13 protein-coding genes and 1 tRNA gene are annotated in these 12,847 nt (G+C 66.9%); 10 read left to right on the top strand and 4 right to left on the bottom strand.

Annotated elements, in window-relative coordinates:
- From rsfS to ACN0WF_RS06395, 6 genes are all read left to right on the top strand, one after another.
- Positions 1–411, top strand: a complete 411-nt coding sequence (gene rsfS / locus ACN0WF_RS06420) for a ribosome silencing factor (protein WP_417771971.1) — start codon at positions 1–3, stop codon at positions 409–411.
- A 192-nt stretch (positions 412–603) separates the two neighbouring features.
- Positions 604–1,089, top strand: coding sequence for a 23S rRNA (pseudouridine(1915)-N(3))-methyltransferase RlmH (rlmH, locus tag ACN0WF_RS06415; RefSeq protein ID WP_417771970.1), 486 nt, complete (start codon positions 604–606; stop codon positions 1,087–1,089).
- Between the two features lie 241 nt (positions 1,090–1,330).
- Positions 1,331–2,755, top strand: a complete 1,425-nt coding sequence (locus ACN0WF_RS06410; protein ID WP_417771969.1) for a murein hydrolase activator EnvC family protein — start codon at positions 1,331–1,333, stop codon at positions 2,753–2,755.
- Entirely contained in the window at positions 2,752–4,086 is a 1,335-nt protein-coding gene (locus ACN0WF_RS06405) for a S41 family peptidase (protein ID WP_417771968.1), read from the top strand. Before ACN0WF_RS06410 ends, ACN0WF_RS06405 begins: the two co-directional genes overlap by 4 nt.
- Before the next feature lie 314 nt (positions 4,087–4,400).
- Positions 4,401–5,582, top strand: coding sequence for a divergent polysaccharide deacetylase family protein (locus tag ACN0WF_RS06400; RefSeq protein WP_417771967.1), 1,182 nt, complete (start codon positions 4,401–4,403; stop codon positions 5,580–5,582).
- A 69-nt stretch (positions 5,583–5,651) separates the two neighbouring features.
- Positions 5,652–6,149 carry an RNA pyrophosphohydrolase gene (locus ACN0WF_RS06395; RefSeq protein WP_417771966.1) on the top strand — a complete coding sequence of 166 codons (498 nt, stop codon included), beginning with the start codon at positions 5,652–5,654 and terminating at the stop codon, positions 6,147–6,149.
- On the opposite strand, the gene queG is transcribed toward ACN0WF_RS06395, so the two are convergent.
- A complete protein-coding gene (queG, locus tag ACN0WF_RS06390; protein WP_417772158.1) occupies positions 6,139–7,296 on the bottom strand; it encodes a tRNA epoxyqueuosine(34) reductase QueG in 1,158 nt (385 codons plus the stop codon). The genes ACN0WF_RS06395 and queG overlap by 11 nt on opposite strands.
- Positions 7,297–7,322: 26 nt before the next feature.
- The gene (locus ACN0WF_RS06385; RefSeq protein ID WP_417771965.1) at positions 7,323–8,015 is read right to left on the bottom strand and encodes a glutathione S-transferase family protein; all 693 of its coding nucleotides are present in this window, start codon (positions 8,013–8,015) and stop codon (positions 7,323–7,325) included.
- A gap of 173 nt (positions 8,016–8,188) precedes the next feature.
- Between ACN0WF_RS06385 and ACN0WF_RS06380 the strand changes: the two genes are divergently transcribed.
- On the top strand, positions 8,189–8,995 hold the full coding sequence (locus ACN0WF_RS06380) for an undecaprenyl-diphosphate phosphatase (RefSeq protein WP_417771964.1): 807 nt from the start codon (positions 8,189–8,191) through the stop codon (positions 8,993–8,995).
- On the opposite strand, the gene ACN0WF_RS06375 is transcribed toward ACN0WF_RS06380, so the two are convergent.
- Positions 8,978–10,003 (bottom strand): helix-turn-helix transcriptional regulator, encoded by a 1,026-nt coding sequence (locus ACN0WF_RS06375; protein ID WP_417771963.1) that lies wholly within the window; start codon positions 10,001–10,003, stop codon positions 8,978–8,980. The genes ACN0WF_RS06380 and ACN0WF_RS06375 overlap by 18 nt on opposite strands.
- 187 nt (positions 10,004–10,190) lie before the next feature.
- Between ACN0WF_RS06375 and ACN0WF_RS06370 the strand changes: the two genes are divergently transcribed.
- Entirely contained in the window at positions 10,191–10,454 is a 264-nt protein-coding gene (locus tag ACN0WF_RS06370) for a DUF1127 domain-containing protein (RefSeq protein ID WP_417771962.1), read from the top strand.
- Positions 10,455–10,551: 97 nt separating this feature from the next.
- Here ACN0WF_RS06370 and ACN0WF_RS06365 read toward each other — a convergent pair whose 3' ends face one another.
- Entirely contained in the window at positions 10,552–11,562 is a 1,011-nt protein-coding gene (locus tag ACN0WF_RS06365; protein WP_417771961.1) for a complex I NDUFA9 subunit family protein, read from the bottom strand.
- A 269-nt stretch (positions 11,563–11,831) separates the two neighbouring features.
- Here ACN0WF_RS06365 and ACN0WF_RS06360 point away from each other — a divergent pair.
- A tRNA-Leu gene (locus ACN0WF_RS06360) sits at positions 11,832–11,918 on the top strand.
- A 262-nt stretch (positions 11,919–12,180) separates the two neighbouring features.
- Entirely contained in the window at positions 12,181–12,816 is a 636-nt protein-coding gene (locus tag ACN0WF_RS06355) for a ribonuclease D (RefSeq protein WP_417771960.1), read from the top strand.
- Positions 12,817–12,847: the final 31 nt, after the last annotated feature.

The following is a 12,847-nucleotide window of genomic DNA, read 5'->3' as shown; positions in this document are numbered from 1 at the left end:
ATGACCTTTGAGAGCGAGGGGGCGACCAGCGCCACACCTCACCCCGCAGCAGCCGGCACGCATCAGCGTGCAAGCCTGCTCGAAACCGTCCTCGCCTCCTTGGAGGATTCCAAGGCGGAAGAGATCGTCACCATCGACATCACGGGCAAGTCCTCGATGGCCGATCAGGTCATCGTGGCCTCGGGCCGCTCCCACCGTCATGTGGGCGCGATCTCCGATCACCTTGCCCGCGACCTCAAGGAGGCCGGCCACGGCACCGCCCAGGTCGAGGGCGCACCCCAGTGTGACTGGGTGCTGATCGACGCCGGAGACGTGATCGTTCACGTCTTCCGCCCGGAAGTGCGCGCCTTCTACAACATCGAGAAGATGTGGTCGGCGGACATGACGGCACCGGTGCACTACGCGGGCTGACGCGCCCGAAGCAGGCGCGGCAAACAACCGGAACAGGCGGCTCGCCGGTCGAACGCGACCGGCGAACGGAGTCGGCGGGCCAAACGGCCGGGCGACCTCCTGGACGAGGAAGCGCACCGCGGGTGCAGCGGCCCGCGTGCCGTCGCCTTCTCCTTTGGCGCGGGCGCGCAAACCAATCCCGACGGAGCCTTGATGCGTCTTCACATCGCCTGCATCGGCCGACTGAAAGCCGGGCCGGAGCGCGAGTTTTTCTCCCGCTACAGCGAGCGCGTCACCAAGGGCGGGCGCGGCGTGTCGCTCGGCCCGCTTGAGATGATCGAGCTGCCGGAATCGCGTGCCCAGCGCGCCGCCGACCGCAAGGCGGAGGAAGCGCGCGCGCTTCTTGCCGCGCTGCCGGCAGGCGCGGTGATCGTCGCGCTCGACGAGACCGGCAAAACCATGTCGAGCGAGGATTTCGCATCCCGGGTCGCCGACCTGCGCGACGCGGGCACGGCCGATCTCGCTTTTGTGATCGGCGGGCCCGACGGACATGGTTCCGCGCTGGTCGACGCAGCGCGTCTGGTGCTGGCGCTCGGGCCGATGACCTGGCCTCACCAGATCGTGCGCGGCCTCATCGCGGAGCAGATCTACCGCGCGGCCACCATCCTCTCCGGTCATCCCTATCATCGCGGTGGCTGAGCCGGCCGACAGCAAGTACCGGCCGCAGCCCTTGCAATACTGCCCGTATTCCGCCCCATTTCTCGTCTACGCCTTGCCTTGCAGGCAGGATTAAACGGTTTACCTTTCGTTAGGGTTGACGCTTCGTTAACCAAGCTGGGGCAAGCTCATCACTGTTTTATCGCCCGCGGCGGAGGACCGGCACCGGCCCGATGCGACGCCCGGGCCATGGCTTGCGCAACTGGCGCAGGCGGAGTGGTGAATGCGCGAGAACCAATCAGGTCCCCTGCGGATGTGCTTGCGGCTCGTGAGCGCCGGGGCCATCGCGGCCATCGTGACCGCGACGGGGCCTTCGACGAGGCTCGCGACCGCCCAGGAAACAGCGCCAGGGGCCGCCGACATCGAGACGGCCGGCGCAGAAGAAAAAAGCGCCGATGCCGGCGCATCCGTTACCGGGGACATCACGGTCGCCGATCCGGATCTGCCGCTTGCCGAACGCAAGGCGAAACGGGAAGCCGAGCTGGCGGCGCTGACGAAGGATCTGACGCTTTCGGGCGACAGGCAATCCGCGCTTGCCCGGGAAATCCGCTCCATCGAGCGCGACCGGCAAGCACTCAACGCCGACCTCCTGCGCACCGCGCAGCGGGTAACACGGCTTGAAGAGCAACTGGCGGCGACGGAAGACCGTCTGCGCCGCCTCGGAGAGAATGAGGACAAGGTGCGCGCCTCGCTGGTCGAACGTCAGGATGTACTGGCCGAGGTCCTGTCCGCCCTTCAGCGGATCGGTCGGCATCCGCCGCCCGCACTCGCGGTCCGGCCGGAAGACGCACTGTCGGCGGTGCGTGGCGCTCTGGTGCTGAATTCCGTCATGCCCGAGCTCAATCTCGAGGCCCAGGCGCTGGCATCCGATCTGGCGTCGCTGCGCCAGCTGAAGGTGTCGAGCGCAGCCGAAAGGGACCGCCTCGTCGCCGATGGCAAGCGCCTCGCCGAGGAGCGTGCCCGTGTCGAGATGCTGGTCTCCTCGAAGCGGCGGGAGCGCGAGCAGAGCGAGGCCAGGCTTGCCGAGGAGCAGGCCCGTTCGGAGAGGCTCGCCGGCGAGGCCGGTACGCTCAAGGAACTCATCGCATCGCTGGAAAGCGACATCGAAAGCGCCCGCAAGGCGGCGGAAGCGGCGAAGCAGGCAAGCGCGGCAGGCGGCCTTCGCGGCGCGATCGGCGACCCCGGGCGTCTGGCTCCGGCGGTGCCCTTTGCCCAGACGAAGGGCACGCTCTCGCTGCCGGTGACCGGCGCGGTGCTGCGCGACTACGGCGTCGACGACGGGTTCGGCGGCATGACCCAGGGCAGGTCGATCGCGACCCGCACGGGAGCTCAGGTCGTTGCCCCTTCGGACGGCTGGGTGGTCTATGCAGGACCCTTCAGATCCTACGGGCAGGTCTTGATCCTGAATGTAGGCGATGGATATCATGTTCTCCTGGCGGGAATGGAGCGGACCAGTGTCGAGCAGGGACAGTTCGTCCTCGCCGGCGAACCCGTTGCCGTCATGGGAGAGACGCGCGTAGCCAGCGCGGCAACGCTTGATCTATCGGCGCTTCAGCCGGTGCTTTATGTAGAGTTTAGAAAAGACGGCGTTTCGATCGATCCCACCGCGTGGTGGGCTCGACCCGAAGAGGAAAAGGTTCGCGGATGATTCGGAAAGCTTCCCTGTTGGTGGTCGGTGCTCTCATCGGTGGTGCGACCGTGACCGCCCTGTCGCAGATGCCCGTGCAGATGAGCGGCGTTGCCAATGCCGCCGCCTCGGACACCTACCGCCAACTCAACCTGTTCGGCGATGTGTTCGAGCGGGTCCGCTCCGACTATGTCGAGGTGCCCGACGATGCGGCGCTGGTCGAGTCGGCGATCAATGGCATGCTGAGTTCGCTCGACCCGCATTCGAGTTACCTGTCGCCGAAGCACTTCCGCGACATGCAGGTGCAGACGCGTGGCGAATTCGGTGGTCTCGGCATCGAGGTCACCATGGAAGACGGCCTCGTCAAGGTGGTGACGCCGATCGACGACACGCCCGCGTACAAGGCCGGCGTTCTGGCCGGCGACCTGATCACCCATATCGACGGTGAGCAGATCCAGGGCATGACGCTGTCCGACGCGGTCGAGAAGATGCGCGGGCCGGTCAACACCGACATCGAGCTGACCGTGCGGCGCGAAGGCCAGGCCAAGCCGCTCAAGCTCTCGATCACCCGTGACATCATTCGCATCCGCTCGGTGCGCCAGCGCGCCGAGGGCGATGTTGCCTACATCCGTGTCACGCAGTTCAACGAACAGACCTTCGACGGCCTCAAGGACGCGATGGACGAGCTGTCGAAAGAGATCGGCCCGGACAAGCTCAAGGGCGTCGTTCTCGATCTGCGCAACAATCCGGGCGGCCTGCTCGACCAGGCAATCGCCGTATCGGACGCGTTCCTCGAGCGCGGCGAGATCGTCTCGACCCGTGGCCGCAACACTGCCGAGACGCAGCGCTACAATGCCCGCTCGGGCGATCTGGCGGAAGGCCTGCCCGTGATCGTGCTGATCAACGGCGGCTCGGCCTCGGCTTCGGAAATCGTCGCAGGCGCCCTCCAGGACCACAAGCGGGCGACCCTTCTCGGCACGCGCTCCTTCGGCAAGGGATCGGTGCAGACCATCGTTCCGCTCGGCGCCAACGGCGCGATCCGGCTGACGACGGCACGGTACTACACGCCGTCGGGCGTTTCGATCCAGGCCAAGGGCATCACCCCGGACATCGAGCTTCTGCAGAAGCTTCCGGACGAGCTCAAGGGCGAGGCGGTCGAGACCAAGGGCGAAGCCGGCCTCAAGGGCCACCTGCAGGGTGACGGCGAAGAAGGCTCGGGCAGCCAGGCCTATGTGCCGCCGGACCCAAAGGATGACGCGCAGCTCAAGCTCGCACTCGACCTTCTCAATGGCGTGCAGGTCAACAGCGCCTTCCCGGCCGTTGGCGACCAGAAGGCCGAAGTACCGAACTGATCGAACCACGACTGGCGCGAACGTGGGTCCGTCACAATCCGATTGGGACGACTCACGTTTTGCTCTAGACGTTTGACACGCGCGGGACGCTCCCGAATTGACGACACCGCCGGCGGCGCAAAGCCTTCCGGCGGTGCCGGTTTCAGGAGCGTCGGCGCAAACGCAGGCAGGCCGAGGAAACGGGCATCGCCAGCCCGCTCCCCGGAGACAGGGACGGCGCAAGTCTCCCGACCTGCCCGACGACATGGCCCGTGTGATGCCGCCGGCGCGGATGCTTGCGGACAGGACACGGCGACGGCACGAGACCGGGACGGATGGCTGGGAACGATCTGTCTGCTCCGCTGGGGCTTGGCAAACGCAGATATCTCAATCTGCCGCTCGGGCTTATCGGCGCCGGCCTGATCACCGTCCTGTTGACGACCGCTGTCGTGTGGGTCGGCGTGGTCGATGATCCCTTTGGCGGCGAGCCTACCGCCAATGTCCCCCTGGAACGTTCCATCGACGGACTGACAGCGCGTGACTTTGGCGTCGTCGAGATCCGTCCCGCCCTGGCAGACGGCACCGCCGATCCGGACGCCGCCCGCGAGGCGCGGCTCGAAAAGACCCTCGGCCCGCGCTTCGAACCGAAGGGCGCGGCAGGCGCCGAAGCCGCCGCCTCGGCCGAGGTGGCTGGAGATACGTCAGCGGCGCTCTCGATCCGGGCGGATGCCCGTGTCACCGAAACAGGTCCCGACGGACTTCTCCCAATTGTTTCCGAACAGGGGCTGCGTCCGCTCGACGTCTATGCGCGCCCGGCGAGCCAATCCTTCAGTTCGGTGCCGAAGATCGCCATCATCGTCGGTGGCATGGGCCTGTCACAGACCGGCACCCAGTCGGCCATCGAGAAGCTGCCCGCCGACATGACCTTCGCCTTTGCCCCCTATGGGGCCAGCCTCGATCGCTGGATGCAGAAGGCCCGCAGGGACGGGCACGAGCTACTGCTGCAGCTGCCGATGGAGCCCTTCGACTATCCGGACAACGACCCGGGCCCCTACACGCTGCTCGTCGGGGAGACCGCCGACCAGATGAAGGCACGCCTGTCCTGGCTGCTGTCACGCGTCACCAACTACGTCGGCGTGACCAACTACATGGGCGCGCGCTTCACAGCGACCGAAGAGCCGCTGCAACGGCTTCTCGGCGAGGTCACCCGACGCGGCCTCATGTATCTCGACGACGGCTCGTCCTCGCGCAGTCTCGCCGCCGCGACAGCGAACGGCCTGCGCACGCCCTTCTCCCACGCCGACATCGTCATCGACGACGTGCCCCGGCCCGAGGACATCTCCGCCCGCCTGCTCCAGCTCGAAGGCACGGCGCGCGCGCAAGGGGTTGCCGTGGGCATCGCCTCCGCACTGCCGGTCACGATCAACGAACTCGCCCGCTGGTCCAAGGACCTCGAGCAACGCGGCCTCCAGCTCATCCCCATCAGCGCCTCCATCGACCGAAGCGGGCAGCAATAGCCGGCAGGTTTCGCTTTGCCCGCAAACAGGCTGGGGAACGCGACGACCGACCGCGAAACGGAGCCTCCCATGCCCGACACATCCACCCTCCCCTACCGTCCCTGTGTCGGCATCATGCTGATCAATCCGCAGGGTCTCGTCTGGATCGGCAAGAGGGCCCCCTCCGGGGGCGTCGCAGCCAATTATTGCTGGCAGTTGCCGCAAGGCGGGATCGATGCGGGCGAGGATCCGCAGGCGGCCGCGCTGCGCGAGCTCTACGAGGAAACCTCGGTGCGCAGCGTCAGCCTCATGGCCGAGGCGCCGGGTTGGCTCCACTACGACTATCCCCCCGAGGTCAGGCGCAACCCACGTACCGCGAAGTATCGCGGCCAGAAGCAGAAGTGGTTCGCGCTGCGTTTCGAGGGTGATGAAAGCGAGATCAACGTTCTCTCGCCACCGGACGGCCACAAGGCGGAATTCTGCGACTGGCGCTGGACGCGGGCAGCGGAACTGCCCGAACTGATCATCCCCTTCAAGCGCAAGGTCTATGAGGGGGTCGTGACGGCCTTCTCGGCGATTACCGCCTGAAGCCTGCCGCCTGCCATTCCTCCAGAACACCGGCATCCGTCTCGGCTGCGAGACCGTGCTTCGCGTGCTCGGCAAGCCTGTCGGCATGGCCCATGCGGTCAAGCGCCCAGACAGCCATTCCGCGCACCAGCGGGCTCTCGTCGTCGAGACGGGCGGCGACCGGGTCCGCCAGGTCCGCCATGCCGGAATTGCCCGCGGCGATCAGCACGTTGCGCAGAAACCTGTCGCGGCCGATCCGCTTGATCGGCGAGCCGGAGAAGAGCGCGCGAAACCCCGCATCGTCGAGCCGCAGCAGCGTGTCGAGGGACGGCGCCCTGAGGTCCTCGCGGGCGACAAGCCTGGCTTCGGCGGCGATCTGCGCGAACTTGTTCCAGGGGCATGCCGCCAGGCAATCGTCGCAGCCGTAGATGCGGTTGCCCATCGCCGCGCGGAACCTCGTCGGAATCGGCTCCTTGTGCTCGATGGTCAGGTAGGAGATGCAGCGGTTCGCGTCGAGCCGATACGGTGCGGGGAAGGCATCCGTCGGGCAGGCCGTCAGGCAGGCGCGGCATGAGCCGCAATGATCCTGCTCCGGCACATCGACGGGAAGCGGCAGGTCGGTGAAGATCTCCGCGAGGAAGAACCACGAGCCCAACCGCCGCGAGACCAGATTGGTATGCTTGCCCTGCCAGCCGAGCCCGGCCGCCTCCGCCAGCGGCTTTTCCATGACCGGAGCCGTATCGACGAAAACCTTCACCTGGCCGTCGACGCCCATCCGGCGCGCACCTGCGAGCAGTTGCTGCGCGAGTTCCTTGAGCCGTCCCTTGACCAGCTCGTGATAGTCGCGGTTGCGCGCATAGACGGAGATCGTCGCCCGGTCCGGGCTGGACAGCGTGGCGAGCGGATCGTCCTGCGGCGCGTAGGTGAGCGCCAGCGAGATCACACGCCGCGCGCCCTCCCACAGGGCCTGCGGGGCGGAGCGACGCTCGGCGGTCTCTTCCATCCAGTTCATTGTGGCGTGGTGGCCGTCGGCAAGGAAGGTCGACAGACGGGCAGGCGCGAGCGGGATCGCATCCCTGGCGTCAACGACGCGGCAATCGGAAAACCCGAGTTCCCGCGCCTTCTCGTTCAGCCGTTCCTTCAGTCGCGAAGCCTGGCTGCCGCTCAGGTGCGGCGCGGGACGGTCGTCCTCGTTCAGAAGTCCAGGTCGGCATAGCTCGCCGCCGCCGGCATTCCGAGGATCTTGTCCGCCAGCAGCGGACGGAAGCTCGGACGCGACTTGATGCGCGCGTACCACGCCTTCACGTTTTCCTCTTCCGCCCATGGCACTTCACCCAGGTAGTCGGCGCAGGACAATTCGGCCGCCACGGCGAAATCGGCGAAGGTCAGTCGCTCGCCGCCGAGCCAGTTCCGCGAGGCGGCAAGATAGCCGAAATAGCGCATGTGGTGCCCGATATTGGCCCGGGCCACGCGCAACACCGCCGAATCAGGCGAGCCGCCTCCGACGGAGGCCGCCATTTCCTGCTTGTAGATGCGCTCGCGCACGAAGGGGCCGACGACCTCAGCATCGAGCTTGTTGAGGGCCCAGTCGACCAGACGGCGCGTCTCGGCGCGCGCGTCCGGATGGTCGGGCATCAGCCTGCGGTCGCCAACGGCATAGCCGCGCGTCTCGTCCAGATACTCCATGATCGCCAGCGCGCCGCAGACCGGCGGGCCGTCGTTCTCCTGCAACACCGGAACGGTGCCTGCCGGATTGAGCATCAGGAAAGCGCGCCGGCGCTCCCAGGGACGCTCGGTGACGAACTCCACCTTGGCCCCGTATTCGGCGAGCACGAGCTGCACGAATCGGGAGGACGGAGAGAAGGGGTGGCGATAAAGGGTCAACATAACTGGATCGTAACCGGTCACGGTTAATCAAACGATGCGCGGAGCCCCCTCCCAAGAGGCCCGTATACGCCGCGTTCGCTTCTGATACAACGCACGCATCGACTTCCCCACCGGCCAGAGCGCACTGACCTCCCGCCGGTCGCTTGCAAAGCCCAGCTGGGAGAACACCCGCAATGACCTCGGATACACTCGTTGGCGCCCTCATTCTCGGTCTGGTCGAGGGACTGACGGAATTCATTCCGGTCTCGTCCACCGGACACATCCTGCTGCTTGGACATTTCATCGGATTCGAGAGCAACGGCAAGACCTTCGAGGTTCTGATCCAGCTCGGCGCGATCCTCGCGATCCTCACCGTCTACGCCCAGCGGCTGATCTCGATCGCCATGGCGCTGCCGAGCGACGCCAACGCCCGCCGATTCGTTTTCGGCATCCTGCTGGCGTTCCTGCCGGCCGCCGTCTTCGGTGTTCTGCTGCATGGCTTCATCAAATCGGTGCTGTTCGAATCACCGGCGCTGATCTGCACCATGCTGCTGGTCGGCGGCATCATCCTGCTTGCCATCGACCGCATGCCGCTGAAGCCGAAGTATCACGATGCCATGGACTATCCGCTGTGGCTCTGCCTGGCGATCGGCTTCTGCCAGACGCTGGCGATGGTGCCGGGTGTGTCGCGCTCCGGCGCGACCATCGCAGGGGCGCTTCTGCTGGGCACCGACAAGCGCTCGGCTGCCGAGTTCTCGTTCTTCCTCGCCATGCCGACCATGGCGGGCGCCTTTGCCTATGACCTTTTCAAGAACCGCAACGTGCTGTCCCTGGACGATGTGACGATCATCGCCGTCGGCTTCGTCGCCGCCTTCGTCACCGCTGTGTTCGTGGTGCGCGGCCTGCTCGACTTCGTCAGCCGGCACGGCTTCGCCCCCTTTGCCTGGTGGCGCATTGCCGTCGGCCTGGCGGGCTTTGCCGGCCTATACATCCTCGGCTGAAGACCCGTCCGGGCCGTAGGCGCGGAGCATGTCCTCCAGGTCCCGCGCACAACGCCGGCGCAACTCCGGCGGTGCCACCAGCTCGGCGCCGGGGCCAAGCCAGCGGGCAAGCGGCAGGATGATGACCGGATCGACGCTCGGGATACGGACGCTGACGCATCCGTCGCCCGAAGCCTCGAAGGCGGCATGGCGGTAGTACCAGTCGCGGGCCAGCAGGCGCGCCTGCGCCTCCTGCACCTTGAAGACGCTGACCGCGCCGTCGGCCTCCCAGCGCCGCATGGCCCGCGACAGCCACTCCCGGCCCATCTGGGTCGCGACCGACAGGCCCGCGCGCGGTCGGAAGCCCATGCCACTGACCTCTGCCTCCAGCATCCTGTCAGCGCGCATCAGACGCTCCGAGCCGAGATCCACATCGTGGCCGTAGAGATACCAGCGGTCCCTGTCGAAGAGGATGCCGTGCGGCTCCACATCGAAGTCGGCGACACGGCTGCGGTAGGGATTCTCGTGGCGCAGGCGCACACGGCGGCCCGACAGAATGCCCTGCATGAAAACATCGACGGCAGACTGCATCCGGACCGAATCGATCCGGTCCGGTTCGGCGTGGAAGATATCGGCCGATGGCTTCTCGATGCCGACGATGCGCCCGCCCTGCTCGAAGACCTCCCGCGCCGCTTTCGGCAGGGAGGCCAGAAGCTTGGCCTGGGCGGTGTCGAGATCGGCCAGAAGCGGCGTCGCCTTGAGCCCGCGGGCAAGCGCCAGCGCGACCAGCAGCGCTGCGGTCTCGCCCCGGGTGAGCGCCACCGGCGGCTGCAGATAGTCGCGCGCGAGCCGGTAGCCGCCCTCCACCCCACGCTCCGCCTCCACCGGAATGCCGAGCGCCATCAGGCGGTCGATGTCGCGGTAGATGGTGCGCACCGACACCTCGAACCGCTCGGCGAGCTCGCCGGCGCTGCGCTGTCCCCCACTCAGCAGCAACAGGATGCCCAGCGCCCGTTCGATCGCGTTCATGCACACTCCCGGGGCGCCGGACCGCGGTGCCCCTCTCCCGTCATGCACCGGCCCGGCGTCGGCGCTTCGCATTCCGTCATGAGAGCGGAACATACCTGACGCGCTGCTGTCAGGTATGGGGTGCGATGCTCCGCGCCATCGTCGCCGTCCACAGGAAAAGGACGCGACCCATGCAGGAGACACCGCCATGACGGAGATCAGACTTTACCAGACGCTCACCCCTCGCCACCGATCGATTCTGTGGCGGCTTCTGGCCCGCATCGCGGAGAGTTGGAACAGCACCCGGCGCGCCAGAGCCAACAGGCGGGCACTCGAGGACCTCGACGAGGCGGGGCTGCGCGATATCGGCCTGTCGCGCAGTGCACAAGGCTACATTCCCGCGCATGGCCTCGACGAGCGCAACAGGCGGCGAATCGTTTCGCTGGGGACGTCCTTCGGGCTCTGGCGGTAAGGAGAGGTCTCCCGCAGGCGCATCGCCAACGCAAAGGGGGCGGCAAGGTCCACGACCCGCCGCCCCCTTCCGATTGCAATGCGTCGAAACCCGGCGATCAGCCTTCGGCGAGCGGCCGGTTGGCGTCATACTGGCCGCGCTCGCGGAAACGCTCCAGATAGGTCGGCAGGATCGCGGCCATGCTGCTGCCCTTGATGCCAAGCCCCTCGAGCGTGTGCCCCTCCGCGATTGCGGCCTGCGACACGACGTTGTCGGACTTGAGCAGTTCGACCTGGTCGACGGTCAGCAGCGAGCCGGGCAGCATCTGCAGGATGCGGGCCTTGAAGCGGGCGAGACCGAAGGGCAGCGGCACCAGCAGGCGCTTGCGGCGCACGACGGTCAGCATCAGTTCCAGGCACTGGCGGAAGCTCGCGACCTCTGGTCCGCCGAGCTCATAGGTCGTGCCGCGGGCGATGTCGCCGTCGACCGCGCGGGCGATCACCTCGGCCACGTCGCCGACGAAGACAGGCTGGAACCTGGTCTCGCCGCCACCGATCAGCGGCAGGGCCGGAGACAGGCGCGCCATGGCGGCGAAGCGGTTGAAGAAGTCGTCCTCGGGACCGAAAACGATGGACGGGCGGACGATGACCGCTCCGGGAACCGTCTCGCGAACCGCCGCCTCGCCCCGTGCCTTGGTGCGTGCATAGATCGATGCGCTATCGGCATCGGCGCCGATGGCGGAAATCTGCACCAGATTTTCGATGCCGGCGGCGCGGGTCGCCTCGGCGACCGCCCGTGCGCCGAACGTCTGGACCGCGTCGAAGGTCTGCTGGCCGCTCTCGGCCAGGATCCCGACCAGATTGACCACCGCATCCGACCCCTCGACCGCCCGGTCGACCGACCAGCGGTGGCGCAGGTTCGCCTGCACCGGCATGATCTGGCCGACGGCGCCGAGCGGCTGGAGGAATTCGGCCAGGTCCGGTCGGCGCACCGCCACGCGGATGCGGTAGCCGCGCCGCGCCAGCGCGCGCACCACGTGCCGGCCGATGAAGCCGGAGCCGCCAAAAACCGTCACCAGCTTGCCATTCAGGGCGCTAGCGCCGTTTGCTGTACCGGATGCGCTTGCCATTGCCGTCGCTCCCTCGCCGGCTTTCGCCGTGATCTCGTGCCCTGCGTCGCCTCGCGCCCGCCCGTCCAACCGCACGGTCCCTCGGGTGCGAACGGGCAGGAGGTTTGGTCTCGGGCCTGTGTGCCCGCCCCGCGCGCCCGCGCGACGCCTTATCCGGGTCTCTTAGCCCTTGTGCCCGGTTCTGTGAAGGGCAGTTGTGCATGAAGGTAAAATGGCTGCGAAAGGGCCGTTGACAAGCTTCGAACTGTTCCTTACAAGCCCCCCTCACAGCCCAGGTGGCGGAATTGGTAGACGCACTAGCTTCAGGTGCTAGCGCTCGAAAGGGCGTGGAGGTTCGAGTCCTCTCCTGGGCACCAAAATTCGCTTCGGACAGACTACCAAGGTCTGAAGCATCCGAAAAAGGTCCGGTTCGCCGGGCCTTTTTTCGTTTCCGGGCTTCGGTTTAGAGTTCGGGCCCGCCAGACTTCCCCGCCGATTCATCCACGGTTCAGAACCGCGACGCTAGTCTGCCGGAATCGCCCGACCGCGCGGAGGCCGGCCGCATTGCATTGCGCGCAAGATGGACGCGGCCGGCAAAGGCCGATATCAAGGCCCGCAGTTGTGACAAGGGGACGTTTGATGACCATTCGCCTGCACCGCGGTGACCTGCCCGATCTTTCCGCGCCCGAGATGGCGGCCTATGCCAGCGCAGACGCGGTGGCTGTCGACACCGAAACGCTGGGCCTGAAGCCGCACCGCGACCGGCTCTGCGTCGTGCAGATTTCCGCTGGCGACGGCAACGCCGATGTCGTGCAGATTGCCGCCGGCCAGACGGCCGCTCCCAATCTGGCGCGCCTGCTCGGCGACCAGGGCAAGACGGTGATCTTCCATTTCGCCCGCTTCGACGTCGCGGTGCTCGCCAACGCGCTCGGCATCGACTGCCGTCCGGTCTGGTGCACCAAGATCGCCTCCAAGCTGGTGCGCACCTATACCGACCGGCACGGGCTCAAGGACCTGTTGCGCGAGATGCTCTCGGTGGAGATCTCCAAACATCAGCAGAGTTCCGACTGGGCGGCGCAGGAGCTCTCCGAAGCGCAGCTCGCCTATGCCGCCTCGGACGTGCTGCACCTGCACGCGCTGAAGGAAAAGCTCGAGGGCCGTCTTGCCCGCGAGGGACGCACTGAAATTGCCGACGCCTGCTTTGAGTTCCTGCCGACCCGGGCCCGGCTCGACCTGGCCGGATGGGACGACACGGATATCTTCGCGCACAGCTGACCGGCACCCTATATTGGGCTCAAGTTTCGGC

Source organism: Stappia sp. (assembly GCF_048268045.1).
Lineage (GTDB): Bacteria > Pseudomonadota > Alphaproteobacteria > Rhizobiales > Stappiaceae > Stappia.
This window is presented reverse-complemented; position numbering and strand designations above follow the sequence as displayed.

Excerpts from the sequence above, each read along its gene's own strand:
- rsfS (WP_417771971.1), top strand. The coding sequence starts at position 1 with ATGACCTTTGAGAGCGAGGGGGCGACCAGCGCCACACCTCACCCCGCA.
- rlmH (WP_417771970.1), top strand. The coding sequence starts at position 604 with ATGCGTCTTCACATCGCCTGCATCGGCCGACTGAAAGCCGGGCCGGAG.
- ACN0WF_RS06410 (WP_417771969.1), top strand. The coding sequence starts at position 1,331 with ATGCGCGAGAACCAATCAGGTCCCCTGCGGATGTGCTTGCGGCTCGTG.
- ACN0WF_RS06405 (WP_417771968.1), top strand. The coding sequence starts at position 2,752 with ATGATTCGGAAAGCTTCCCTGTTGGTGGTCGGTGCTCTCATCGGTGGT.
- ACN0WF_RS06400 (WP_417771967.1), top strand. The coding sequence starts at position 4,401 with ATGGCTGGGAACGATCTGTCTGCTCCGCTGGGGCTTGGCAAACGCAGA.
- ACN0WF_RS06395 (WP_417771966.1), top strand. The coding sequence starts at position 5,652 with ATGCCCGACACATCCACCCTCCCCTACCGTCCCTGTGTCGGCATCATG.
- ACN0WF_RS06385 (WP_417771965.1), bottom strand. The coding sequence starts at position 8,015 with ATGTTGACCCTTTATCGCCACCCCTTCTCTCCGTCCTCCCGATTCGTG.
- ACN0WF_RS06380 (WP_417771964.1), top strand. The coding sequence starts at position 8,189 with ATGACCTCGGATACACTCGTTGGCGCCCTCATTCTCGGTCTGGTCGAG.
- ACN0WF_RS06375 (WP_417771963.1), bottom strand. The coding sequence starts at position 10,003 with ATGAACGCGATCGAACGGGCGCTGGGCATCCTGTTGCTGCTGAGTGGG.
- ACN0WF_RS06370 (WP_417771962.1), top strand. The coding sequence starts at position 10,191 with ATGACGGAGATCAGACTTTACCAGACGCTCACCCCTCGCCACCGATCG.
- ACN0WF_RS06365 (WP_417771961.1), bottom strand. The coding sequence starts at position 11,562 with ATGGCAAGCGCATCCGGTACAGCAAACGGCGCTAGCGCCCTGAATGGC.
- ACN0WF_RS06355 (WP_417771960.1), top strand. The coding sequence starts at position 12,181 with ATGACCATTCGCCTGCACCGCGGTGACCTGCCCGATCTTTCCGCGCCC.